The sequence below is a fragment of the Mesorhizobium sp. M4B.F.Ca.ET.143.01.1.1 genome (assembly GCF_004792275.1).
Lineage (GTDB): Bacteria > Pseudomonadota > Alphaproteobacteria > Rhizobiales > Rhizobiaceae > Mesorhizobium > Mesorhizobium abyssinicae.
On sequence record NZ_SRSR01000012.1, the window covers coordinates 168,863 to 190,524 of the forward strand.

Consider the following 21,662-nt stretch of genomic DNA (forward strand, 5'->3'; position numbering starts at 1 on the left):
GCCCGCTACTCGGCCGCGGCGCGAATGCCCGAAGGCGCGGCGGGGAAGGTGCAGATGACGGTGGTGCCCTGTTCCTTGCCGGTCTCGATGCGGACGCTGCCGCCATGCAATTCGACAAAGCTCTTGACGATCGACAGGCCGAGGCCGGCGCCGCGCCGGCGCCCGCCATTGGTCCGCGGCTCGAAGCGGCGGAACACCGAATCCAGCACATCCGGCGGCATGCCGGGCCCGTCGTCATGGACGGAGAATTCCACGCCCTCGGCGAGCTGGCGGCAGGCGAGGGTGACCGTGCTTGCTTCCGGCGCGTAGTTCGCGGCGTTGCTCAGGAGATTGTAGAGGATCTGGCGGATGCGGGTCTCGTCGCCATGGAAGCTCTTCGGCGCCGCCGCGGCGTCGACCTTGAGCGTGATCGAGTGCTCCTCCAGCCGGTCGGCGACCAGCTCGGCGGCGGCGGCGATCGTCCGGTCGACGCTGACCTCGGAGATGTCGAGCTGCATGATGCCGGCATCGACGGTGGCGAGATCCAATATGTCGTTGACGATGGTGAGCAGCACCGAGGAGGACGAGCCGACATGCTCGACATATTCGCGCTGCTTCGGCGTCAGCGGCCCTGTCGCGGGCAACGACAGCAGCTCGGTGAAGCCGATGATGTTGGTCAGCGGCGAGCGCAGTTCGTAGGAAACGTGCTGCACGAACTCGTTCTTCAGCTGGTCGGACCGCTCCAGCGCCTCGTTCTTGTCCTTCAGCGCCCGCTCTACATTGACGCTGTCGGTGACGTCGACGAAGGTCATCATCACTTGCCCGTTGGGCAGATGGATGACGGCGTAGCTGAGCACCGTGCCGTTGACGAGTTCGCTCTGGCCATGGCGGTCGCGGCGTTCGTCGTCGAAACCGGTGATGGCGGCGACGAAGCCGCCCCACGGGCTGTCCTTGGCCCGCCGGTCGCAGAGGTCGCGGATCGCCGAGACATGGACATTGGGCTTGACCACGTCCTGGTCCAGCCCCCACAGCGCCACGAATGCCGGGTTCGACAGCCGCAGCCGACCGTCCGGACCGAACACCGCGACACCTTCGGCGAGATTGTCCAGCGTTTCGCCCTGGACGCGCACCGCCGTCTGGTAGCGGCTTTCGAGATCCATCTTCTCGGTCAGGTTCTCGAACACCCAGGTCACGCCGCCCTTGGGCTGCGGATTGGCCACCACGCGAATGGTCTTGCCGTCCGGCAGGTGCCACCAGTGCTCTTGCGATTCGACCGCGCGATAGGCGCCGAGCAGGCCTTCCTTCCAGCGCCGCCACTCCGGCTGTTCGGCGATCTTGCCCTCGCTGCGCAGCCGGTCGAGCAGCAGGGCATTGTCCGGTGCGCTGTGCAGGAAGCCGCTGTCAAGGTTCCACAGTTTCTGGAACGCCTGGTTGAAGAAACGCAGCTTCTCGTTGGCGTCGAAGATGGCGACCGCTGTGTTGAGCTGGTCGAGCGTGTCCGCGTGGCTGCGCACCGTCCGCTCATATTCGCCGCGGATGGTCTCGGTGGCGCTGGTGTCGCAGGCAAGCCCGGCCGAGCCGTCGGCACCGGCGAAATCGGTCACCGAGAACATGCGGCGATCGCCTTCGATCACCGTCGACAGCGTTTGCTCGAACACCGGCCGCGCCTTGTGCTGCTCGGCGATCTGTTCGCGCGCCTGGCCGCCGAGGAACTCCTTGGCCTCGCGCACCGCGGCTTCGGCATTTGGCGCCTCGACCGCTTCGGCATAGGCGCGGTTGACCCATTTCAGCCGCCCGTCGGCGGCGCGCAGCCATGTCGGCATCTTCAGCGCGTCGAGCAGGCCAAGCATGGTGTCGTAGTCGGCGCTGAGTCGCTGGTTCTCGATCTTCAGCCTTGCCTGGCCGCGCAGCGTTTCCGATAGCGAGACGAAGCGCACCAGCACATGCGCCGCGCTCTTGCGGCCCTGCACCTCGAGCGGCACCCCGGCCTGCGTCTCGATGACGAGATCGAAGGTCCTTGCCTTTTCCCGCAACGCCGCCACGGCATGCTCGAGCGCGGCGGCCGAACGCGGCATCAGCCAGCGGCCGAAGGCGAGGAAGGCGGCGCGGTCCTCGGGCGCGCCGCTCTCCAGCGGCAATGTGCCGATGAGTTCCGGCTTCTTGTTCTCGGAAGCCCACACCACGACGCGCTGGTCGCGCAGATTGAGCAGCGCCTCGGAGCGCTGCAGCGCCGCGTTGACGTCGGCGATGCGGGTCCTGAGCTCGGCGTTCTGCGCCGACGTGCGGGCTCTTTCGCGGATCAGGAAGATGGCCGAGACAAGGGCGGCCCCCATGACCCCGGCGAACATGGCGAGCTGCATGACCTCGACCGTGCTGACCGATAGTCCGGCCGATTGCGCGACGCCGCCTTCGGCATGCGCCGCAAGGCCAAGTAACGGGCTGCAAAGCGCCGAGCCGGCAAGCAGCGCCGCCATGCGGACACCGGCACGCCGCAGCAAACGCCCGCCCCTGACGGCGGAGCCCGATCTCACCGAATCGCTTTGGCCGCCGGAAACGGCCTGTCCCGCACGAGGCGGGTTTTCCCCCGGCATGTCTTGGTCCTCTTCGCCGCCTGAATGCAAGACCGCCCAGATTGCGTATCCCGGCCCTCGTCCCCCGGACCGCGAATCACAACAATAACGCCTGCTGGAATCGGCGTGAAGAATCATTCGGCGCAAAAATAAAGCCGGGCGAAAGTCAATCGCCCGGCTTCAATATCTAGTGGTAATTTTCGTTTTGGTTAATAGCGGTAGTGTTCCGGCTTGAACGGACCTTGCGGCGTCACGCCGATATAGGCGGCCTGCTCGCCTGACAGTTCGGTCAGCCGGGCGCCGAGCTTGCCGAGATGCAGGCGCGCGACCTTCTCGTCGAGATGTTTCGGCAGCACATAGACCTGGTTCTGGTACTGGCCGTGCTTCGAGTAGAGCTCGATCTGCGCCAGCACCTGGTTGGTGAAGGACGCCGACATGACGAAGCTCGGATGGCCCGTGGCGTTGCCGAGATTGAGCAGCCGGCCTTCGGACAACAGGATCATGCGCTTGCCGTCCGGGAAGGTGATCATGTCGACCTGCGGCTTGACATTGGTCCATTTCAGGTTGCGCAGCGACGCCACCTGTATCTCGTTGTCGAAGTGGCCGATGTTGCCGACGATCACCATGTCCTTCATCGACCGCATGTGGTCGAGGGTGACGACATCCTTGTTGCCGGTGGTGGTGATGACGATGTCCGCGGTCGGCGCCGCGTCCTCGAGCGTGACCACCTCGAAACCGTCCATCGCCGCCTGCAGCGCGCAAATCGGATCGACCTCGGTGACCTTGACGCGGGCGCCGGCGCCCTTCAGCGAGGCCGACGAGCCCTTGCCGACATCGCCATAGCCGCAGACGACCGCGACCTTGCCGGCCATCATCGTGTCGGTGCCGCGGCGGATGCCGTCGACCAGCGATTCCTTGCAGCCGTATTTGTTGTCGAACTTCGACTTGGTGACGGAATCGTTGACGTTGATCGCCGGGAACGGCAGCAGGCCCTTCTTCTGCAGCTGGTAGAGGCGGTTGACGCCGGTGGTCGTCTCCTCGGTGACGCCGCGGATCGCTTCCTTCTGCTTGGTGAAGAAGCCGGGCGAGGCCTTCAGGCGCTTCTTGATCTGCGCGAACAGGATCTCTTCCTCCTCGCTGCCCGGGTTGGACAGCACATCCTCGCCGGCCTCGGCGCGGGCGCCGATCAGGATGTACATGGTGGCGTCGCCGCCATCGTCGAGGATCATGTTGGAGGTGCCGCCATCGGCCCACTGGAAGATCTTGTCGGTGTATTCCCAATAGTCCTCGAGCGTCTCGCCCTTGATGGCGAACACCGGAATGCCGGCTTCGGCGATCGCCGCCGCGGCATGGTCCTGGGTCGAGAAGATGTTGCACGAGGCCCAGCGGATGTCGGCGCCCAGCGCCTTCAGCGTCTCGATCAGAACCGCCGTCTGGATCGTCATGTGCAGCGAGCCGGTGATGCGCGCGCCCTTGAGCGGCTTCTTGTCGCCGAACTCCTCGCGGCAGGCCATCAGGCCCGGCATTTCGGTTTCGGCGATCTCGATCTCCTTGCGGCCCCAGCCGGCAAGCGAAATGTCGGCGACCACATAGTCCTTGCTACCCGTCATGGCAGTGCTCCGGTGTGATTTGTCTGTGACACGCGCCGGCGCCTGACGGCGCGTGGAAGGGCGCGGATTGCCGGCCTGACTAGCAGATCGGCATCCAAACGACAATGGGATATAAAGAAATCTTTATTCGTGCATGTCTTTGCGCCGATGCATGTCGCCCAAAAGTGTGCAGCGGTTTTGGGGTAACGACATGCATGAAGACAAAAAGCTCGTCGTCAGCATTCCTCGCCGAAGCGCCCGGCGACCAGCTGCTCCAGCGCGTCGATGGCCTGCAGCGCTTGCGGGCCGCTGGCGGTGACGCGGATCGAATAGCCCGGGCTTGCCGCCAGCATCATCAGGCCCATGATCGAGGTTCCGCCGACCGTGACGCCGTCCTTCTCGACATGGATGGCGGCATCGAAGCTGCTGGCGACCTGGACGAACTTCGCCGAGGCGCGCGCATGCAGGCCGCGCTGGTTGATGATCGGAAAATCCCGCACGAGCTGGTCCTGTTCCGGCGACAGCGCGTTCATTTGCTGCTCAGGAGCTGGCTGGCGACGTTGATGTATTTGCGCCCCGCGGCCTGCGCCTCGTCGAGCGCGGCGGCCATGTTGTCGCCCTTGCGGATCGAGGAAAGCTTGATCAGCATCGGCAGGTTCATGCCGGCGATGACCTCGATGCGGCCGGATTCCATCACCGAGATGGCAAGGTTCGAGGGCGTGCCGCCGAACATGTCGGTCAAGACGATGACGCCGGCGCCGGTGTCGACGCGCGCCACGGCGTCGACGATGTCGCGGCGGCGCTGCTCCATATCGTCTTCGGCGCCGATCGCCACGGTTTCGAAATTGTCCTGCGGCCCGACGACATGTTCCACGGCATGTCGGAACTCCGTGGCCAGCTGACCGTGCGTCACGAGCACGAGTCCGATCATTCTTTGGTGGCTCCCGTCATCGCCGCTTCACAGGCGTATTTTATGCTCGCCAGCCATTCCAGGCGGCGGGAGCGCTATCTTGTCGACGCGCGGCGCGTTGACAAGCCCAAAATTGCGCCGGCCCGGGCCATTTTGACGCATTGCAGCAAAAAAGCCGAAGCGGATCACAGAAAAGGCGCGATGGAGAGCCGCGCCATCACGGCCGGCAGGGCGGTGGCCGCATTGCGCTCGGCAAGGTCGACGCGCGGCACCGGGCAGCCGGCGACCGGTTCGCGGATTTCCTCCTGGAAACGCGCCATTTCCGCCTGTGGCACCAGCCGCACATTGAGGTCGATCACCGCGCCCGGCTCGAATGGCAGCGGCCGCGGAATGAAGCCGGGCACCTCGGCGAGGCCGGCGATGGTCGCCGGCACGCGGCACACCAGCCGCCCGCCATGCGCCATGGCCAGCAGCCTGTCGTCGCCGACCAGCCGTGAAAACAGGCCGCGCGCGCGGCAATGGTCGATCAGCGTCAGCGCCAGCGTCGTCTTGCCGGCGCCGGACGCTCCGGTGATGAGGACGCCGCGCTCGCCGATCAGGATAGCGGTTCCGTGGATGTTTTCGGGCTTCGCGGCGGGATCGGACATGATGGCGTCGGAAGTCAACCTTCGGCCGGCAGCGTCACCACGAAGCGCGCGCCCTTGATCTCGCCGGGCTTGGTGCCGGGGATGTTTTCGGCCGTCAGCGTGCCGCCATGCGCCTCGACGATCTGCCGGCTGATCGACAGGCCAAGGCCGGAATTCTGGCCGAAGGCCTCGCCGGCCGGACGGTCGGTGTAGAAACGCTCGAAGATGCGGTCGATGTTGTCGGCCCGGATGCCCGGCCCGTTGTCGTCGACGGTGACGATGTTGAGCTTGCCGGCCCGCGCCAGCGAGATGGTGATATGGCCATGCTCCTCGGGGACGAAGGAGCGGGCATTCTCGATCAGATTGGTGATCACCTGGCCGATCCGCAGGTCGTGGCCGGCGACGACATAGCCTTTGACGCCTTGCGGCAGCTTGGCCACCTTGAGCTCGATCTCGACCGCCTTCTTGTTGCGCGTCGTCTCGCGCGAGACGGCGACGAGGTCGGTGATGAAGGTCTTGAGGTCGACCGTTCCCGCATCCTCGCGCGCCAGCTCGGCGTCGAGGCGCGATGCGTCGGAAATGTCGGTGATCAGCCGGTCGAGCCGCCGCACGTCGTGCTGGATGATCTCCATCAGCCGCCCGCGCGAATTCTCGTTCTTCGCCAGGGGCAGCGTCTCAACGGCGCTGCGCAGTGACGTCAGCGGGTTCTTCAGTTCGTGCGAGACGTCGGCGGCGAAGCTCTCGATCGCCTCGATGCGGGCATAGAGCGCGTTGGTCATGTCGCGGACGGCGATCGACAAATTGCCGATCTCGTCCTGGCGGTCGGAGAAGTCGGGGATTTCCTCGCGGTTCTTGACGCCGCGCCGCACCCTGACCGCGGCGGCGGAAAGCCGGCGCAACGGGTTGGCGATGGTCGAGGCGAGGAGCATCGACAGGATGGCGGTGACAAGTGCCGCAATGCCGAAGACGCGCAGGATCGCCTTGCGCTCGGCGGAGACGATCTTGTCGATGTCGCCGCCTTCGGTCGACAGCATCAGCACGCCGAGCACGGCACGGAAGCGCTGGATCGGCACGGCGACGGAGACGATCTGCTCGCCCTGCTCGCTGATGCGCACGATGGTCGAGGGGCTGCCGGTCAGCGCCTTGACCACTTCCGGAAACGCCGCGCCGTTGCCGCCGGGCTGCTCGTGATAGACCGGCAGGTCCTTGTTGCGGAAGAAGTCGAAGACGAACTTTTCGACGCGCTCGACGATGCCCGGCTGCTCGTCGTCGACCGGTGGCAGGTCGTAGCGCAGAATCTGGCCGCGCGAATAGAGATGGCGCGAATCGAGCAGCAGGTTGGCGTCGCGGTCGTAGATGCGGGCGCGCGTGCGCGTCGGCGAGATCAGCCGCCGCAGCACCGGCGCGACCCGCTCAGGGTTGATCGGGAAGTCGAGATTGTCGAGCTGGTCGGAACCGGGGCCCAGGCTCTCGCCCGCCTGCAGCTCAAGCAGCTTTTCCGGATCGATGCTGATCGAATCGGTCTCCACCGTCGCCGACGCCGCGATCGCGCCGGCGATGATCTCGCCCTGCGTCATCAGGCTTTCGACGCGGGCATCGATCAGCCCGTCGCGGAAGGTGTTGAGATAGAGGATGCCGGTAACCAGCACCGCCAGGCCGGCAAGGTTGAGGAACAGGATGCGGCGGGTCAGGCTGGAGAAGATGTGATGGCCGAGGAAACGGCGCATCGGCACGGTGATCTTCGACAGGAATGCGGGCAGCATCCTGGACGGCCGCCTGACGGCGCCCGCCCTTCTGTTCCGCTCTACGTCCACTGCCATCGAATAGCAGCTCCCGGCCTGTTCCTACGCATGTCGTTGACCCAAACCGCCGTACACCGTCGAGCGGCATGCATCAACTTACGCTTCGCGGAACCGGTATCCGACTCCGTAAAGGGTTTCGATCATTTCGAAGTCGTCGTCGACGGCCTTGAACTTCTTGCGCAGCCGCTTGATGTGGCTGTCGATGGTGCGATCGTCGACATAGACCTGTTCATCATAGGCCGAATCCATCAGCGCATCACGGCTTTTTACCACCCCGGGACGCTGCGCCAGCGAATGCAGGATGAGGAATTCGGTGACCGTCAGCGTCACCGGCTCGCCCTTCCAGGTGCAGGTATGCCGCTCCTGGTCCATCACCAGCTGGCCGCGCTCCAGCGAGCGGGCCTGCTGGCTGGGCTGCTTGGCGGCGGCCTCGCGGGCGCTGGTGCGGCGCAGCACCGCGCGCACCCGCTCGACCAGCAGGCGCTGCGAGAACGGTTTGCGGATGAAGTCGTCGGCGCCCATCTTGAGGCCGAAGAGCTCGTCGATCTCGTCGTCCTTGGAGGTCAGGAAGATCACCGGCAGGTCGGATTTCTGACGCATCCGGCGCAAGAGTTCCATGCCGTCCATGCGCGGCATCTTGATGTCGAGGATGGCGAGATTCGGCGGCCGCGCCGCCAGGCCTTCCAGCGCCGACGCACCATCCGTGTAGGTTTCGACGCGATAGCCCTCGGATTCGAGGGCGATCGACACCGACGTCAGGATATTGCGGTCGTCGTCGACAAGCGCGATTGTTGCCATTTCAAGCGGCTCCCTCATGAGCTGTCCCTTCTTTCGTCGAGAAGGGGCTTTTGCAGGACAAATTAGGTACAAAATGTGGCATAGGCTCCGCGCAGTGTCACGCACAGCGTGCCGGCGGCCGCATTCGCACCCCTACGCGGATTGGACGAACAAGGTTTGCCAATCCTTTGGGCAACCACTGTGATTTTTTGCACATATAAACGATTTAAACAACTTTCAAATTTTTTAAATCGATTAAAGATTTGATATCATTCGGGTTTTCTGGTTCTGACCCTCTCAGCCCCGGCATCGGGGCGCCGGTCATCCGCCGGCCAGACGCGGCAAAGCAAAGCCAGATGCGGCAAACGTAGAAGGAACCCTTGATGTCGGAAGCCGGCAAACGCAATCCCGCATGCCCCCTCGATCTGAAGACCACGGGCACGGTACGCTATAACTTCGGCGCCGCCGCGCTGTACGAGGAAGCGATCCGCCGCGGCGAGGCCAGGCTCACCGCCCATGGCGCCCTCGTCGCCGAGACCGGCCAGCATACGGGACGCTCGCCCAAGGACAAATTCGTCGTGCGCGACGGCGCCACCGAACCGCATGTCTGGTGGGACAACAACAAGGCGATCTCGCCGGCGCAGTTCGATGCGCTGCTGGCAGATTTCCACGCCCATGCGGCGAACAAGGACCTCTATGTTCAGGATCTGGTCGGCGGCGCCGATTCGGATCTGAAGCTGCCGACCCGGGTCGTCACCGAATTCGCCTGGCATTCGCTGTTCATCCGCAATCTCCTGATCCGCCCCGAGGCGTCGGAGCTCGCGCATTTCGTGCCGGGGATGACGATCATCGACCTGCCCTCGTTCCGCGCCGACCCGGCCCGCCACGGCACCCGCACCGAAACGGTGATCGCCGTCGATCTGACGCGCATGATCGTGCTGATCGGCGGCACCTCCTATGCCGGCGAGATGAAGAAGTCGGTGTTCACCGCCCTCAACTATCTGCTGCCGGCCAAGGGCGTGATGCCGATGCACTGCTCGGCCAATGAAGGCCCGGCGGGCGACGCGGCGGTGTTCTTCGGCCTCTCCGGAACCGGCAAGACGACGCTGTCGGCCGATCCGTCGCGCACGCTGATCGGCGATGACGAGCACGGCTGGGGCCCGCACGGCATCTTCAACTTCGAGGGCGGCTGCTACGCCAAGACGATCAGGCTCTCGGCCGAGGCAGAGCCGGAGATCTTCGCCACCACGCAGCGCTTCGGCACCGTGCTGGAAAATGTCGTGCTCGGCGCCGACCGCGTGCCGGATTTCGACAACGGCAGCCTGACCGAAAACACGCGCTGCGCCTATCCGCTCGACTACATCCCCAATGCCTCGAAGACCGGCCGCGCCAGTCATCCCAAAAACATCATCATGCTGACCGCCGACGCCTTCGGCGTGATGCCGCCGATCGCGAAACTGACCCCGGCGCAGGCGATGTACCATTTCCTCTCCGGCTATACGGCCAAGGTCGCCGGCACCGAAAAGGGCGTCACCGAGCCGGAAGCGACCTTCTCGACCTGTTTCGGCGCGCCGTTCATGCCGCGCCACCCGTCGGAATACGGCAATCTGCTGCGCGAGCTGATCGCCGGCCATGGCGCCGATTGCTGGCTGGTCAATACTGGTTGGACCGGCGGCGCTTACGGCACCGGTCGCCGCATGCCGATCAAGGTGACGCGGGCGCTGCTCTCCGCCGCGCTCGACGGCTCGCTGAAGACGGCCGATTTCCGCACCGACGCCAATTTCGGCTTCGCGGTGCCGGTGGCGGTCGCCGGCGTCGAGCGCGCCATCCTCGATCCGCGCTCGACCTGGGCCGACAAGCCGGCCTACGACCGCCAGGCGGCGAGGCTGGTCGGCATGTTCGCCGCCAATTTCGAGAAGTTCGAGCCGCATGTCGACGCGACCATCATGGGTGCCGCGCCGCGCCTGCAGGAAGCGGCCGAATAGTCGTTGCGGCTATAGTCTTTCTGTCCAAGACCCGGCTTTCCGCCGGGTCTTTTCTTTTTCACGCCGCCGCGTCATGACTGCGGCATGGCTTCAGACGACAAAATCATCATTGCCGACAATGTGGTGATCCATCCCGGCGATCTGCACGAGGATTTCATCCGTTCCTCGGGTCCCGGCGGCCAGAACGTCAACAAGGTGGCCACCGCCGTGCAACTGCGCTTCGATGCCGCCAACGCCGAGGGCCTGCCGGAGCGGGTGCGCGAGCGCACCATCAAGCTTGCCGGCCAGCGCGCCACCAAGGATGGCGTCGTCGTCATCGAGGCCGGACGCTTCCGCACCCAGGAGCAGAACCGGGCCGATGCGCGGGCGAGGCTGACCGCGCTGGTCGCCAAGGCGGCCGAGCCGCCGCCGCCGCCGCGCAAGAAGACCAGGCCGTCGAAAGGCGCCGTCGAGCGCCGCCTCAAGACCAAGGCCGGGCGCTCCACGGTGAAGAAGCTGCGCGGCCGGGTCGAGAACGACTGAGACGGGCCGGCGAAGACCGCGCTGGCCGCTTTCGGGTCGCCGACTTTCCCCATCGGTGGCATGCTCGGGCGCGTTAACCGGATCGAACGGAAATCCCATGCTCGTTTTGCCCAAGGGTGTCCGCCACATGCCCGGCTACCTGCCGCGCCCAGCGCAGGAAGCGCTGGTCGAAGAGATCAGGGCGGTGGTGCAGGCTGCGCCCTTGTTCGTGCCGGCCATGCCGCGCACCGGCAAGGAAATGAGCGTGCGCATGACCAATTGCGGCCCGCTCGGCTGGGTCACCGACAAGGAGCGTGGCTACCGCTATCAGCCGACGCATCCGGTCTCAGGACTGCCCTGGCCGCCGATCCCGGAGGCCTTGCTGAAAGTATGGCAGGAGGTTGCGGCCTATCCGCATCCGCCGCAGGCCTGTCTCGTCAATTTCTATTCGAGCGACGCCAGGATGGGCCTGCACCAGGACCGCGACGAGGAAGATTTCGCCGCGCCCGTCGTCTCCGTGTCGCTCGGCGACGATTGCCTGTTCAGGGTCGGCCAGACCACGCGCGAAGGCGGCACAAAATCCTTCCGGCTGAAAAGCGGCGACGTCGTCGTGCTCGGCGGCGAGGGCCGCCTTTGCTTCCACGGCGTCGACCGCATCTACCCGTCGACCTCGGCGCTGCTGAAGAATGGCGGCCGTATCAATCTGACGTTGCGGCGGGTGACGATGCACGCCCGCTAACCGAATCTACAGACTTTTTTCATAAATACGCCAAGGCGCTGCGATGTGGGGTCGGGCAATGAATGAGAGCGGTTTGGTTATCCGTCACCTGTGGACGATCGTCTGCGGGGCAATTCAGCTCGTTCGCAGGGATTCGGGCCTTTATCTGAGCATCGTCATCTATACGTTGGCGGGACTGGTCTTCCTGCATGCGATAGGCGCTGACGACCGCACCGCCTATTCGATTTACTACGGCAGATGGACTCTGCTTAACTGTCTGATATTGCCGGCTTTTGCTATCCTTATCGACCTCATCCTGATCGTCCGCCGCTTCGGCCCCCGGCGCCGTCTTGCCGCGAAACGGATCTTTTCCACGACGCGGTTGGCCTACGCGTTCTCCGGGCTGAGCCTGCTTATGGCGCTGATGATCTTCCAAGGCACGTTCACCTCGGTGAAGAACGGCATGCCGGTCTGGCAGGACGGTTTTCCGTTCGACGTGGCGCAAGCCAACATCGACGCCTTCCTGCATTTTGGCACCGATCCGTGGCGCTGGCTTTACGCCGTGGCCGAAAACGATTCGGTCCGCGCGGCAATCGAGTGGAACTACAACGTGTTCTGGTTCCTGCTCAATTTCGGCGCCCTGTTCTTTGTCGCGACGTCGCCCATGGTGGCATCGGTTCGCACGCGCTACCTGGCCTGCTTCATGGCCGTCTGGATCGTCGTCGGCAACGTGCTGGCGGCGCTGTTCCTGTCGGCGGGCCCGGCGTTCTATGGCTCGGTCACGGGAGACGTGGCCCGGTTTGGCGAACAGCTTGCGTTCCTGGCCCATGGCGCCGCGTCGCGCAACTCCGCCGTTTCCTATCAGCAGTATCTGTGGACGCTGCACGAGGCCAGGCAGACCGGCTTTGGCTCGGGCATTTCGGCGTTCCCGAGCGTGCATGTCGGGTTGGCGATGCTGAACGCGCTGTTCCTGCGCGAGTTCAACCGCTATCTGGGTGCGCTGGCGTTCGTCTATGTCGCCTTCGTCGCGGCCAGCTCGGTTTACCTCGCCTGGCATTATGCGATCGACGGCTATGTCAGCGCCATCGTCACCCTCATCGTCTATGTCGTGGCTCGCAAGCTGATCCCGGCCGATTCCCGGCCGGTGGCGGCCATGCAGACAGCGACCGTCAATCGCCCCGAGGCGGCCATCGCGGCGTTCTGAGCGCCGTATCCTTCATCTTTGGATGCGCCGGTAGACGGTGATTGCCGGCTCCGCATGCAGCACACGGTAATTGCGCAAGGCAGAAGCGATCCGCTTGTCGCCGTGCATGAGCGCATCCCAGGACGGATTGCCTGCCGGGCCTGCCAGCACGATGTCGGGCTGCTTTGCCGCTATCTCGGCGGCAAAGTCGCCGATCGCCCGATCGCGGATTGTCTCCAGTCTCAGCTTCTGTTCGGGGTCATCGGTCCTGTCCACCAGTTTCTGGGCGCTGGAGACCATCCAGGCGCCGGGGTTGCGCGACACGAACCTGCCGCCGACCAACCGGGTCAGGGGGAAGGCGGCCTGCATCTGGGAGGCAATCGATACGATCGTCGGATGGTCGAAGCTGCCGCGGATCGCCGCGACGGATCGCTCGATCGGTCCGCTGTCCCTGGTCAGCGCGTCATACTGCGCCCTGGTCGTCGCTTGCAGCAGCAGCACGCAACCGAACATCAGCGCGGCTTTGCGAACCATCCCTGCCTTGGGGAAATCGCCGAACCGCAGAAGCTGCAGGCCGAACGCGATTGCCGTGATCGCGACCATCGGCAGGGCGTGGTTCGGCCATCCCTTGCCCATCAGCAGGAAGGCGGGGACCAGGCCGAGCGCGCTTGCCAGCGCGATCCTTGTATCCCAATGCACATGCCTCAACCCTCCCGTCCCGACAACGATCGCGGCCGACAGCAGCAGCACGATCTTCGGCCAGTTCTCCAGATTGTCGAGCAGCGGCGCGCGAAGCGGCAGGTAGACTTCCCTGACGAGCGGCAGGACTTCCGTCAGGTAGCCGCGGTCGAAGATCGCGATGCTGGCCACGTAGAAAACGGCCATCGCGGCCCCGATAAGGTTTTCTGTAACGAGGATCGGCCTTGGCGAACGCCGTTGCCAGGCGAGGCACAGCGACGGCACGACGAAGGCCAGGGCGAAGTGGGGTGGCTTGACCATCACCATGACGCCGGCGCCGAGGCCGGCCACGATGCGTTCGGCAAGCGACCCGGCAACGAAGTCCGGCTGCCGCTGGCGCGCGCACTGCAATGCCAGCCAGGGCAGGATGCCGATCAGCGCGAACTGCTCGCGCTGGCCGAACTGATCCGGCAGGAAACACAGAACCATGAATGCCGCCGCCGCCAGCACCCAGAAGGCGCCGGCCTGCCGGTAGATCGGGTCGGCGCGCGTCAGGATCCGGGCGCAAACCACCAGGCTGGCCAGACCGAGACAGACAATCCCGAGCGCCAGCCAGAACTCGGCCGCTATGCCGGTCAGCCTCTCCAGCAGCACGAACGGCATATACAGCCAGATCGAGAAGGGCGGATTGGTCTCTAGCATATCGGTGTTCAGCCGTTCGCCGTTCAACAGCCGCTCGCAGACCACCAGCAGCCACGACACATCGACATTGGTCGGCACCACGGCGATCGCCAGCCACGCCGCATAGGCGGCAGCCAAGAATGTCAGGAAAAGCGGCGTCGCGATCCGCCAGACGGGTCGCGACGTGGGAGCAAATCCGGCCAAAGGCTTGTCGTAGGGCTCGGCTCTAGACATCGCGGAACACCCAACGCCTGAGCACGATGTAGTTCACCAGCGGCACGACGATGCAGGTCAGCACGATCGGGATGGCCGCGGGCATGCCCAGCCGCTCGGTGAGGACGACCGGCAAGGCGATGGCTGTCGCCAGGCCCATCGCGTTGAGCAGAGCAAAGCGCGGCAGTTCGAAGGCGTGCGCGCCAGCCGACATGAAGGTGAAGTACTTGTGCCCGGCATAGGAGAATAGGCCCGCAATGGCATAGGCGACCACGGACGCCGCCGTTGCCGGGAGCATCGCGGCTCCAGTGCCGCCGCGCGACAGCGCCAGGGCGCAAACGGCATAGACCAGCGTCGAAGCGCCGCCGATCACTGCGAAGCGCGAAATCCGGTGGGAGCGCAGAATGTTCAGCATGGTCGGAGTCAGGCCGCCAGCCGGCTGTCCAGTCGCGCCCTGTCGAAGACCGCGTCCGTGCCGAACACGGCAAGCAGCGAGACGCCGAACGGCAGCCCGGCGTTCGGCAGGATCCGGCTTTCGGCCGAAAACAGCGCCTTCATCGCGCTGTTGATCGGCTTTGGCGGCATCGCCTGCCCGGAAGCGGTGTTCGAGCGCCGCAGGCGGTCGGCAAGGCGGGCGAGCGCCGCCACCGGAAACAGCGCCGCATTGGTGTAGCTCAGCTTCTCGATGCGATAACCGGCCTGTTCGATGCGCGTCTTCAACAGATTGCGCGAATAGCGCCGCATGTGGTGCAGCCCGACATCATGCTTGCTCCACAGCCATTGGTGCGCCGGAACCGTGAGCACGACCTTGCCGCCCGGCTTCAGCATTCGCCTTATCGTCTCCAGCGAGGCTTCGTCTTCCGCGACATGTTCCAGCACGTCGAACAGGCAGACGAGGTCGAAGCTCGCCGGCGTCGCGGGCATGCCATCGGGAAGATGGCCGGCAAGGAAGTCGCGGCCCGTCTTCTCGCGGGCGATCCGGCGCGCCAGCTCGTTCATCTCCACCGCCGTGACGGTGCCGAACTGCTCCAGCATCCTGATGTTGCCGCCCGTACCGGCGCCGATCTCGAGGATGTCGGCCTCGCGCGGCAGGCCGAGGCCGCGGATGACCGCCTCGGCGATGGCGCGCCGCCCGCAGAACCACCAATGCTCGTCCTCGGTGGCCGCCATCCGCCGATAGGCATCGAGCTCCATCAGGGCGTCCCGTCGTATTTGCGGCGCACGATGTAGATCGGGCGCTGTTTGATCTCGGCATAGACGCGGCCGAGATACTGGCCGATGATGCCGATGCCGAGCAGCTGGATGCCGCCGAGGAACAGCACGCTGACCAGCAGCGAAGCATAGCCGGGCACGTCGATGCCGAAAACCAGCGTCTTGGCGATGATCAGGAGGCCGTAGAGGAACGCGAAGGCCGAGATCGTCGCGCCGACATAGGTCCAGACCTCCAGCGGCGCGCTCGAGAAGCTGGTGATGCCTTCCAGCGCGAAGTTCCACAGCCGCCAGCCAGAGAACTTCGATTGTCCGGCGCTGCGCTGGTCGCGGCTGTATTCGACGGTGGCGGAGCGGAAGCCCACCCAGGCGAACAGCCCTTTCATGAACCTGCGCCGCTCGGGAAGCGAACGCAGCGCCTCGATCACCTGGCGGTCGATGAGCCGGAAATCGCCGACATCCTGCGGGATCTTCTGCTGCGCGATCCAGTTGTGAACGCGGTAGAACATCGACGCGGAGCGCTGCTTGAGGAAACTGTCGTTGGCGCGGCTGGTCCGCTTGGCGAGCACGACTTCGAACCCCTCGCGCCATTTCTCGACAAGCAGCGGAATGACATGCGGCGGATCCTGGAGATCGGCATCCATCGGGATCGCGGCATCCGCATCGCAGCAATCGAGCCCGGCGGTCAAGGCGGCTTCCTTGCCGAAATTGCGCGACAGGTCGATCACCCGGATGCGCGGATCGGCTTGCTGCGCCTCGATCAGCCGATCGAGCGTCGCGTCGCTGCTGCCGTCATTGACGAAGATGAAGTCGAAGGCGACGCCGGCCTGCTTCAGCGGGTCGGTGTGTTCGCGCACGGCCGCCAGAAACGGCGCGATCGCGCTTTCCTCATTGTGCACCGGCACGATCAGCGCGACCGTCGCCGTCCCGGTTCGCGGGTGCGCGATGCCGCTCGACGCCGGTCGATCGATGTGGAGGAATGGCGCGTTCATTGCTTGCCCAGCCCGCGGATCGGGCCCGACAATAGGAAAGCTCGGTTAAGATGACTTTAAGGAATGCCTCGGCGCTTCAAAGCTTCCTCAGCGCCACCTCCTCGACCAGGTGATTGGCGCCCTTGCGCAGGATGAGGTCGGCCCGCGCCCGCGTCGGCAGGATGTTCTCGCGCAGGTTCTTCAGGTTGATGTTGGTCCACAGCCCCTCGGCGATGGCGCGTGCGGCGTCTTCCGAAAGCTGCGAATAGCGGTGGAAGAAGGAGTCCGGGTTGCGGAAGGCGGTTTCGCGCAGCCGCATGAAGCGCTGGATGTACCACTGGTGGATCAGCTTCTCGTCGGCATCGATGTAGATGGCGAAGTCGAAGAAATCCGACAGGAAGGGCACGATCTTGCCGTCCCTCGGCAATTTGCCCGGCTGCAGCACGTTGATGCCCTCGAAGATCAAAATGTCCGGCCGATCGATGGTGACGAACTCGCCGGGGATGACATCGTAGGTCAGGTGCGAATAGACCGGCGCGCGGACATTGCGTTGCGCCGACTTGATGCCGGACAGGAACCTGAGCAGCGCGCCGACATCATAGCTGTCGGGAAAGCCCTTGCGCTCCATCAGATCGTCGCGGCGCAGGATCTCGTTTGGCAGCAGAAAGCCGTCGGTGGTGATCAGATCGACCTTTGGGCTCGACGGCCAGCGCGCCAGAAGCTCCTTGAGCACGCGCGCCGTGGTCGATTTGCCGACCGCGACCGAGCCGGCGATGCCGATGATGAACGGCGTCTTGACCACGTCCTGGGCGTTGAAGAAGGCCTGGCGCTGCCGGAACAGGAGCTGGCTTGCCTCGACATGCGCCGAGAGCAGCCGCGACAGCGACAGATAGATGCGCTTGACCTCCTCGAGGTCGACCGGGTCGTTCAACGACCGCAAGCGGTCGATCTCGTCCTCGGTCAGCGTCAGCGGCGTGTCGGCGCGGAACTGTGACCATTGCTCGGCCGAGAAGAAACGATAGGGGGAGTATTTCTCGGTAGGAGCAAGCTGATCCATCGAGTTTCCTGCCCTCCTAGAGCATGATGTCGAAAAGTGTGAAGCGGTTCTCGGGCGACATCATGCTCAATCCGTCTCTACGGTCAGCCCTTGGGCCGCGACGCTTTTTCGGCAACCCCCGAGCGGCCGGTGCGGCCCTCGAGCTCCTTCAGCACCTCGTCCAGCGGCACGCCGGCGATGCCGAGGACGACCAGCCAATGATACATAAGATCGGCACTTTCCGAAACGAGGCCCTGCCTGTCGCCGCGCACGGCGGCGATCACCGTCTCGACGGCTTCCTCGCCGAGCTTCTGCGCCGCCTTGTCGATGCCCTTGGCGAACAGCTTTGCCGTCCACGAGTCCGGATCGCCGGAGCGGGCGCGTTCCCGGATGGTCTTTTCCAGATCGGACAGCGAAAACTCAGTCATTTTCGCCGTTTAAGCCCGTTGAACCGGCGAGTCCAGCCGCATCGGCAGCCCGGCAGCGGCCATATGCGCCTTGGCCTCGGCGATGGTGTAGGTGCCGAAATGGAAGATCGAGGCGGCAAGCACCGCACCGGCATGGCCGTCGCGGATGCCTTCCACCAGATGGTCGAGCGTGCCGACGCCGCCGGAGGCGATGACCGGCGCGCGCACCGCGTCCGCGATCGCGCGCGTCAGCGCGATGTCGTAGCCGGCCTTGGTGCCGTCGCGGTCCATCGAGGTAAGCAAGATCTCGCCGGCGCCGCGATCGACCATCCGCCCGGCGAATTCGACGGCGTCGATGCCGGTCTTCTCGCGCCCGCCATGGGTGAAGATCTCCCAGCGGTCGGCCTCGCCGGCGCCCGAGACCTTCTTGGCGTCGATGGCCACCACGATGCACTGGTTGCCGAACTTGTCGGCCGCTTCCGCGACGAAATCGGGATTCTTCACCGCTGCCGTGTTGATCGACACCTTGTCGGCGCCGGCCAGAAGCAGCCTTCTTATGTCGGCCACCTGGCGCACGCCGCCGCCGACGGTGAGCGGCATGAAGCATTGCTCGGCGGTGCGGGCGACGACGTCGAAGATGGTCTCGCGGTTGTCCGACGAGGCGGTGATGTCGAGGAAGCAGAGCTCGTCGGCGCCGGCCGCGTCATAGGCCTTGGCCGCCTCGACCGGATCGCCGGCATCGATGAGGTCGACGAAGTTGACGCCCTTGACGACGCGGCCGTTCTTGACGTCGAGGCAAGGAATGACGCGTGCCTTCAGCATCAGCTCTTCTCCAATGTCGCCAGCAGGTCGACCAGCAGTTCACCGACCAGCGGCGGCACCTCGCCCTTGGCATCGAAGGCCGGATCATAGGCGGAGATGGTGAGGCCGGCGACGGGCAGCAGGCCGGCCATGCCGCACATGGCGCGGCGCACCTGCTCCGGAGCGGGACCGCCGGGCGTCGCGAAGCGGTTCGCCTGCAGCTCTTCGGGATCGTGCACGTCGAGGTCGATATGCATGTGGACACGGCTTGCGCCGGCGGCCTTCAGCTTTTCGGCCGCCCCGGCCCAGCCCGGACATTCCGCCCGGATCACGGGGAGCTTTTCCAGACGGTCTTTTTCCGCCGGGTCGAGGTCGCGCGCATTGACGAGCACCGCACGGGCGGGATCGATCGGCTTGAAGCCGGGGATCTGCGCCGTCATCGGCCGCCAGCAGAGGCCCAGTACCGTCGCCAGCGCCATGCCGTCGAGAAATCCCGAGGTGGAAGTGTCCGGCGTGTTGATGTCGCCATGCTGGTCGGCCCAGATGATGGCGTCGGAGCCTTGGCCGGCCACGGCGCCTGCGCTGCTCAGGCAGTTACCGGCGAGCACGACGGGAAACCGTCCATTGTCGAGGGCGATGCGCACCTCGCCCGAGACGGCGTTGCAGACGGCGAAGCCGGTCGCGATCTCGCGCGCCTGCTCGTCGTCGCTCACCCTGCCGATGTCGTGGACGTCGATGTCGTGGCCGGCAAGCTTGAGCGCGTCGGCCAGGCCGCCGGCCATCAGCGCGTCCGGACCCTGGCCGCAGCCGCCGTGATAGTGGCCGCTGTCGTAGGACGCCAGGATGATCGAGACCTTCACGGCCTTGCCTCCATGCCCTCGCCGCGCAGGATCGCCAGCGCCTCGGCCGGGTCGATGCGCCCGTCATAGAGCGCGCGGCCGGAAATGGCGCCTTCGAGCCTCTGCGCGTCAGGCATGGTCATGCGCACGATGTCGGCGATCGAGGCCAGGCCGCCCGAGGCGATCACCGGAATCGACACCGCCTCGGCGAGGTCGATCGTCGAATCCCAGTTGATCCCGGTCAGCACGCCGTCGCGGTCGATATCGGTGTAGATGATGGCGGCGACGCCGGCGCCTTCGAATTTCTGCGCCAGCTCGACGACGCCGAGGCTGGACGCTTCGGCCCAGCCCTCGACCGCGACCTTGCCGCCCTTGGCGTCGATACCGACGGCGATCTTGCCCGGAAAGGTCTTGCAGGCCTGCTTGACGAGGTCGGGGTCGCGCACCGCCACGGTGCCGAGGATGACGCGTGCCAGGCCACGGTCGAGCCAGTCCTCGATCTGCTCCAGCGTGCGGATGCCGCCGCCGAGCTGCACCGGGTTCGCGGTTGCCTTGAGGATGGCGCCGACAGCCGCGCTGTTGACGCTCTGGCCCTTGAAGGCGCCGTTGAGGTCGACCACGTGCAGCCACTCGAAGCCCTGTTCCTCGAAGGCCTTGGCCTGGGCCGCCGGGTCATCGTTGTAGATGGTGGCCGTGGCCATGTCGCCGTGCTTCAGGCGCACGCATTTGCCGTCCTTGAGATCGATCGCGGGAAACAGGATCACGGTCAGGCGCCCTCGACGATGACAAAGTGGCCGGTCGAGGCGGTAAGCCTATATTTCGAGGCCGCTTGGTATTCCGGCGATTCGTAGCAGGCGATCGCCGTTTCGTAGGACTCGAACTCGACCACGACATGGCGATTGCCCGTCGGCCCTTCCGGGTTGGTGTAGCGTCCGGCCCGCACGGGGAATTTCGCACCGTATTTGGCGAATGCCACAGCGTTGGCCTCGATATATTGCTTGTAGATCTCGGGATCGCGGACGTCGATCAGCGCGATCCAGTAGCCCTTCTTGCTCATCAAGGCCTCCAGCGCAGGAAATTGGTGATCAGGGCGAGGCCGAGGGCCTGGCTCTTTTCGGGATGGAACTGCGTGCCGACCAGGTTGTCGCGCGCGACAGCCGCCGTCACCGGCCCGCCATAGTCGGCGACCGCCAGCACCTCGTCCGGCTTCGTGGCCTCCAGATGATAGGAATGGACGAAATAGGCGTGCAGTCCCTTCGGCCCGGTCTCGATGCCCGAGAATACCGGATGCTTGCGCGTGAGCTCGATCGTGTTCCAGCCGATCTGCGGGATCTTCAGCGCCGCATCGGCGGGCGTGATCTCCTTGATGTCGCCGGCGATCCAGCCGAAGCCCTTGGTGACGGTCTTTTCCAGCCCGCGTTCCGACATCAGCTGCATGCCGACGCAGATGCCGAGGAACGGCCGGCCCTTGACGATCGCCACCTCTTCCACCGCGTCCCACATGCCGCTGACGGCCTTGAGGCCGGCCGCGCAGTCGGCATAAGCGCCGACGCCGGGCAGCACGATGCGGTCGGCGGTGCGGACCCGCTCGGCATCGGCGGTGAGCTCGATTGTCGCGGCAATGCCCGCCTCGCGCGCGGCGCGCTCGAAGGCCTTGGTGGCCGAGCGCAGATTGCCCGACCCGTAATCGATGATCGCAACCCGCATGTCAGGGCCTTCCCGGCGTGTGGGTGAGCCCCAGAGCCATACCGGTCTGCGCCGGCCGTGCCAGATTGGCGTCGGGCACGATGCGCGGCACGGGCGGCTGCTCGCCTGGCGGCACGTCGGTCTCCAGCGCATGACGCGTCTCGGCGCCGTCCAGCCTGTCGGCCTCGACGACGCCCCATTCGTGCCAGCCGCGGCGGCGTAGCGCCGCGATGCGCAGCCCTTGCCCTTCCAGCCCGACATAGAGCGAGACCAGCAGCGACAGGGCCGAGCCCGCCCAGGCAAGTCCAAGCTTCTCGCCAAGCATCGACAGGATGGCCATGACGACGAAGGTCAGCGCCGCCTCGATCCACAGCCGGTTCCAGGCGAGCCACAGCGGCGGCACGAGGAAGCCCAGCCAGGCGAAACCGTCGCGGACAAAGACCGTTCCATCGGATCGTTCACCGCGGCCCGGCGGCTCCATCACGACATAGATGGCCATCG

23 protein-coding genes are annotated in these 21,662 nt (G+C 65.3%); 4 read left to right on the forward strand and 19 right to left on the reverse strand.

Going from position 1 to position 21,662, the window contains the following annotated elements; all coding sequences use genetic code 11:
- Positions 1 to 5 precede the first annotated feature (5 nt).
- From EN786_RS26025 to EN786_RS26060, 7 genes are all read right to left on the reverse strand, one after another.
- Positions 6 to 2,570, reverse strand: a complete 2,565-nt coding sequence (locus EN786_RS26025; RefSeq protein ID WP_127310906.1) for a PAS domain-containing sensor histidine kinase — start codon at positions 2,568 to 2,570, stop codon at positions 6 to 8.
- A gap of 188 nt (positions 2,571 to 2,758) precedes the next feature.
- Positions 2,759 to 4,159 (reverse strand): adenosylhomocysteinase, encoded by a 1,401-nt coding sequence (ahcY, locus tag EN786_RS26030; protein ID WP_127310907.1) that lies wholly within the window; start codon positions 4,157 to 4,159, stop codon positions 2,759 to 2,761.
- A gap of 215 nt (positions 4,160 to 4,374) precedes the next feature.
- On the reverse strand, positions 4,375 to 4,671 hold the full coding sequence (locus EN786_RS26035) for an HPr family phosphocarrier protein (RefSeq protein ID WP_127283711.1): 297 nt from the start codon (positions 4,669 to 4,671) through the stop codon (positions 4,375 to 4,377).
- A complete protein-coding gene (locus EN786_RS26040; protein WP_127283710.1) occupies positions 4,668 to 5,069 on the reverse strand; it encodes a PTS sugar transporter subunit IIA in 402 nt (133 codons plus the stop codon). The genes EN786_RS26035 and EN786_RS26040 overlap by 4 nt, the downstream gene beginning before the upstream one ends.
- Positions 5,070 to 5,233: 164 nt before the next feature.
- The gene (locus tag EN786_RS26050; RefSeq protein ID WP_127283708.1) at positions 5,234 to 5,695 is read right to left on the reverse strand and encodes an HPr kinase/phosphorylase; all 462 of its coding nucleotides are present in this window, start codon (positions 5,693 to 5,695) and stop codon (positions 5,234 to 5,236) included.
- A 14-nt stretch (positions 5,696 to 5,709) separates the two neighbouring features.
- Complete coding sequence (locus EN786_RS26055; protein ID WP_135908999.1) at positions 5,710 to 7,494, reverse strand: sensor histidine kinase; 1,785 nt, start codon at positions 7,492 to 7,494, stop codon at positions 5,710 to 5,712.
- A gap of 78 nt (positions 7,495 to 7,572) precedes the next feature.
- Positions 7,573 to 8,274 carry a response regulator transcription factor gene (locus tag EN786_RS26060; protein WP_126057113.1) on the reverse strand — a complete coding sequence of 234 codons (702 nt, stop codon included), beginning with the start codon at positions 8,272 to 8,274 and terminating at the stop codon, positions 7,573 to 7,575.
- A 362-nt stretch (positions 8,275 to 8,636) separates the two neighbouring features.
- Here EN786_RS26060 and EN786_RS26065 point away from each other — a divergent pair, with 362 nt between their 5' ends.
- From EN786_RS26065 to EN786_RS26080, 4 genes are all read left to right on the forward strand, one after another.
- Complete coding sequence (locus EN786_RS26065) at positions 8,637 to 10,238, forward strand: phosphoenolpyruvate carboxykinase (protein ID WP_127283706.1); 1,602 nt, start codon at positions 8,637 to 8,639, stop codon at positions 10,236 to 10,238.
- A gap of 84 nt (positions 10,239 to 10,322) precedes the next feature.
- The gene (gene arfB, locus EN786_RS26070; protein ID WP_128273101.1) at positions 10,323 to 10,760 is read left to right on the forward strand and encodes an alternative ribosome rescue aminoacyl-tRNA hydrolase ArfB; all 438 of its coding nucleotides are present in this window, start codon (positions 10,323 to 10,325) and stop codon (positions 10,758 to 10,760) included.
- Positions 10,761 to 10,857: 97 nt separating this feature from the next.
- Entirely contained in the window at positions 10,858 to 11,478 is a 621-nt protein-coding gene (locus tag EN786_RS26075) for an alpha-ketoglutarate-dependent dioxygenase AlkB (protein WP_127283704.1), read from the forward strand.
- A gap of 58 nt (positions 11,479 to 11,536) precedes the next feature.
- Positions 11,537 to 12,661 carry a phosphatase PAP2 family protein gene (locus EN786_RS26080; RefSeq protein ID WP_189340331.1) on the forward strand — a complete coding sequence of 375 codons (1,125 nt, stop codon included), beginning with the start codon at positions 11,537 to 11,539 and terminating at the stop codon, positions 12,659 to 12,661.
- Between the two features lie 12 nt (positions 12,662 to 12,673).
- Here EN786_RS26080 and EN786_RS26085 read toward each other — a convergent pair whose 3' ends face one another.
- The 12 genes from EN786_RS26085 to EN786_RS26140 all read right to left on the reverse strand — a co-directional run bounded on the left by EN786_RS26085 (position 12,674) and on the right by EN786_RS26140 (position 21,660).
- Positions 12,674 to 14,233, reverse strand: coding sequence for a hypothetical protein (locus tag EN786_RS26085; RefSeq protein WP_127283702.1), 1,560 nt, complete (start codon positions 14,231 to 14,233; stop codon positions 12,674 to 12,676).
- Positions 14,226 to 14,627, reverse strand: coding sequence for a GtrA family protein (locus tag EN786_RS26090; protein WP_127283701.1), 402 nt, complete (start codon positions 14,625 to 14,627; stop codon positions 14,226 to 14,228). The genes EN786_RS26085 and EN786_RS26090 overlap by 8 nt, the downstream gene beginning before the upstream one ends.
- Before the next feature lie 8 nt (positions 14,628 to 14,635).
- The gene (locus tag EN786_RS26095; protein ID WP_127283700.1) at positions 14,636 to 15,406 is read right to left on the reverse strand and encodes a class I SAM-dependent methyltransferase; all 771 of its coding nucleotides are present in this window, start codon (positions 15,404 to 15,406) and stop codon (positions 14,636 to 14,638) included.
- Entirely contained in the window at positions 15,406 to 16,413 is a 1,008-nt protein-coding gene (locus tag EN786_RS26100; RefSeq protein ID WP_245478183.1) for a glycosyltransferase family 2 protein, read from the reverse strand. Before EN786_RS26100 ends, EN786_RS26095 begins: the two co-directional genes overlap by 1 nt.
- Before the next feature lie 76 nt (positions 16,414 to 16,489).
- Positions 16,490 to 17,449 carry a type I pantothenate kinase gene (gene coaA / locus EN786_RS26105; RefSeq protein ID WP_127283699.1) on the reverse strand — a complete coding sequence of 320 codons (960 nt, stop codon included), beginning with the start codon at positions 17,447 to 17,449 and terminating at the stop codon, positions 16,490 to 16,492.
- A gap of 83 nt (positions 17,450 to 17,532) precedes the next feature.
- Entirely contained in the window at positions 17,533 to 17,856 is a 324-nt protein-coding gene (locus tag EN786_RS26110) for a phosphoribosyl-ATP diphosphatase (protein ID WP_127283698.1), read from the reverse strand.
- A gap of 9 nt (positions 17,857 to 17,865) precedes the next feature.
- Positions 17,866 to 18,660 carry an imidazole glycerol phosphate synthase subunit HisF gene (gene hisF, locus EN786_RS26115; RefSeq protein WP_189340334.1) on the reverse strand — a complete coding sequence of 265 codons (795 nt, stop codon included), beginning with the start codon at positions 18,658 to 18,660 and terminating at the stop codon, positions 17,866 to 17,868.
- On the reverse strand, positions 18,657 to 19,496 hold the full coding sequence (locus EN786_RS26120; protein WP_127283696.1) for an arginase family protein: 840 nt from the start codon (positions 19,494 to 19,496) through the stop codon (positions 18,657 to 18,659). Before EN786_RS26120 ends, hisF begins: the two co-directional genes overlap by 4 nt.
- Complete coding sequence (gene hisA, locus EN786_RS26125; RefSeq protein ID WP_127283695.1) at positions 19,493 to 20,239, reverse strand: 1-(5-phosphoribosyl)-5-[(5-phosphoribosylamino)methylideneamino]imidazole-4-carboxamide isomerase; 747 nt, start codon at positions 20,237 to 20,239, stop codon at positions 19,493 to 19,495. The genes EN786_RS26120 and hisA overlap by 4 nt, the downstream gene beginning before the upstream one ends.
- A gap of 2 nt (positions 20,240 to 20,241) precedes the next feature.
- Positions 20,242 to 20,532, reverse strand: a complete 291-nt coding sequence (locus tag EN786_RS26130; RefSeq protein ID WP_127283694.1) for a DUF1330 domain-containing protein — start codon at positions 20,530 to 20,532, stop codon at positions 20,242 to 20,244.
- The gene (gene hisH / locus EN786_RS26135; RefSeq protein WP_127283693.1) at positions 20,532 to 21,182 is read right to left on the reverse strand and encodes an imidazole glycerol phosphate synthase subunit HisH; all 651 of its coding nucleotides are present in this window, start codon (positions 21,180 to 21,182) and stop codon (positions 20,532 to 20,534) included. The genes EN786_RS26130 and hisH overlap by 1 nt, the downstream gene beginning before the upstream one ends.
- Position 21,183: 1 nt before the next feature.
- Positions 21,184 to 21,660 carry a DUF2628 domain-containing protein gene (locus EN786_RS26140; protein ID WP_127283692.1) on the reverse strand — a complete coding sequence of 159 codons (477 nt, stop codon included), beginning with the start codon at positions 21,658 to 21,660 and terminating at the stop codon, positions 21,184 to 21,186.
- Positions 21,661 to 21,662 lie beyond the last annotated feature (2 nt).

Excerpts from the sequence above, each read along its gene's own strand:
- EN786_RS26025 (WP_127310906.1), bottom strand. The coding sequence starts at position 2,570 with ATGCCGGGGGAAAACCCGCCTCGTGCGGGACAGGCCGTTTCCGGCGGC.
- ahcY (WP_127310907.1), bottom strand. The coding sequence starts at position 4,159 with ATGACGGGTAGCAAGGACTATGTGGTCGCCGACATTTCGCTTGCCGGC.
- EN786_RS26035 (WP_127283711.1), bottom strand. The coding sequence starts at position 4,671 with ATGAACGCGCTGTCGCCGGAACAGGACCAGCTCGTGCGGGATTTTCCG.
- EN786_RS26040 (WP_127283710.1), bottom strand. The coding sequence starts at position 5,069 with ATGATCGGACTCGTGCTCGTGACGCACGGTCAGCTGGCCACGGAGTTC.
- EN786_RS26050 (WP_127283708.1), bottom strand. The coding sequence starts at position 5,695 with ATGTCCGATCCCGCCGCGAAGCCCGAAAACATCCACGGAACCGCTATC.
- EN786_RS26055 (WP_135908999.1), bottom strand. The coding sequence starts at position 7,494 with ATGGCAGTGGACGTAGAGCGGAACAGAAGGGCGGGCGCCGTCAGGCGG.
- EN786_RS26060 (WP_126057113.1), bottom strand. The coding sequence starts at position 8,274 with ATGGCAACAATCGCGCTTGTCGACGACGACCGCAATATCCTGACGTCG.
- EN786_RS26065 (WP_127283706.1), top strand. The coding sequence starts at position 8,637 with ATGTCGGAAGCCGGCAAACGCAATCCCGCATGCCCCCTCGATCTGAAG.
- arfB (WP_128273101.1), top strand. The coding sequence starts at position 10,323 with ATGGCTTCAGACGACAAAATCATCATTGCCGACAATGTGGTGATCCAT.
- EN786_RS26075 (WP_127283704.1), top strand. The coding sequence starts at position 10,858 with ATGCTCGTTTTGCCCAAGGGTGTCCGCCACATGCCCGGCTACCTGCCG.
- EN786_RS26080 (WP_189340331.1), top strand. The coding sequence starts at position 11,537 with ATGAATGAGAGCGGTTTGGTTATCCGTCACCTGTGGACGATCGTCTGC.
- EN786_RS26085 (WP_127283702.1), bottom strand. The coding sequence starts at position 14,233 with ATGTCTAGAGCCGAGCCCTACGACAAGCCTTTGGCCGGATTTGCTCCC.
- EN786_RS26090 (WP_127283701.1), bottom strand. The coding sequence starts at position 14,627 with ATGCTGAACATTCTGCGCTCCCACCGGATTTCGCGCTTCGCAGTGATC.
- EN786_RS26095 (WP_127283700.1), bottom strand. The coding sequence starts at position 15,406 with ATGGAGCTCGATGCCTATCGGCGGATGGCGGCCACCGAGGACGAGCAT.
- EN786_RS26100 (WP_245478183.1), bottom strand. The coding sequence starts at position 16,413 with ATGAACGCGCCATTCCTCCACATCGATCGACCGGCGTCGAGCGGCATC.
- coaA (WP_127283699.1), bottom strand. The coding sequence starts at position 17,449 with ATGGATCAGCTTGCTCCTACCGAGAAATACTCCCCCTATCGTTTCTTC.
- EN786_RS26110 (WP_127283698.1), bottom strand. The coding sequence starts at position 17,856 with ATGACTGAGTTTTCGCTGTCCGATCTGGAAAAGACCATCCGGGAACGC.
- EN786_RS26130 (WP_127283694.1), bottom strand. The coding sequence starts at position 20,532 with ATGAGCAAGAAGGGCTACTGGATCGCGCTGATCGACGTCCGCGATCCC.
- hisH (WP_127283693.1), bottom strand. The coding sequence starts at position 21,182 with ATGCGGGTTGCGATCATCGATTACGGGTCGGGCAATCTGCGCTCGGCC.
- EN786_RS26140 (WP_127283692.1), bottom strand. The coding sequence starts at position 21,660 with ATGGCCATCTATGTCGTGATGGAGCCGCCGGGCCGCGGTGAACGATCC.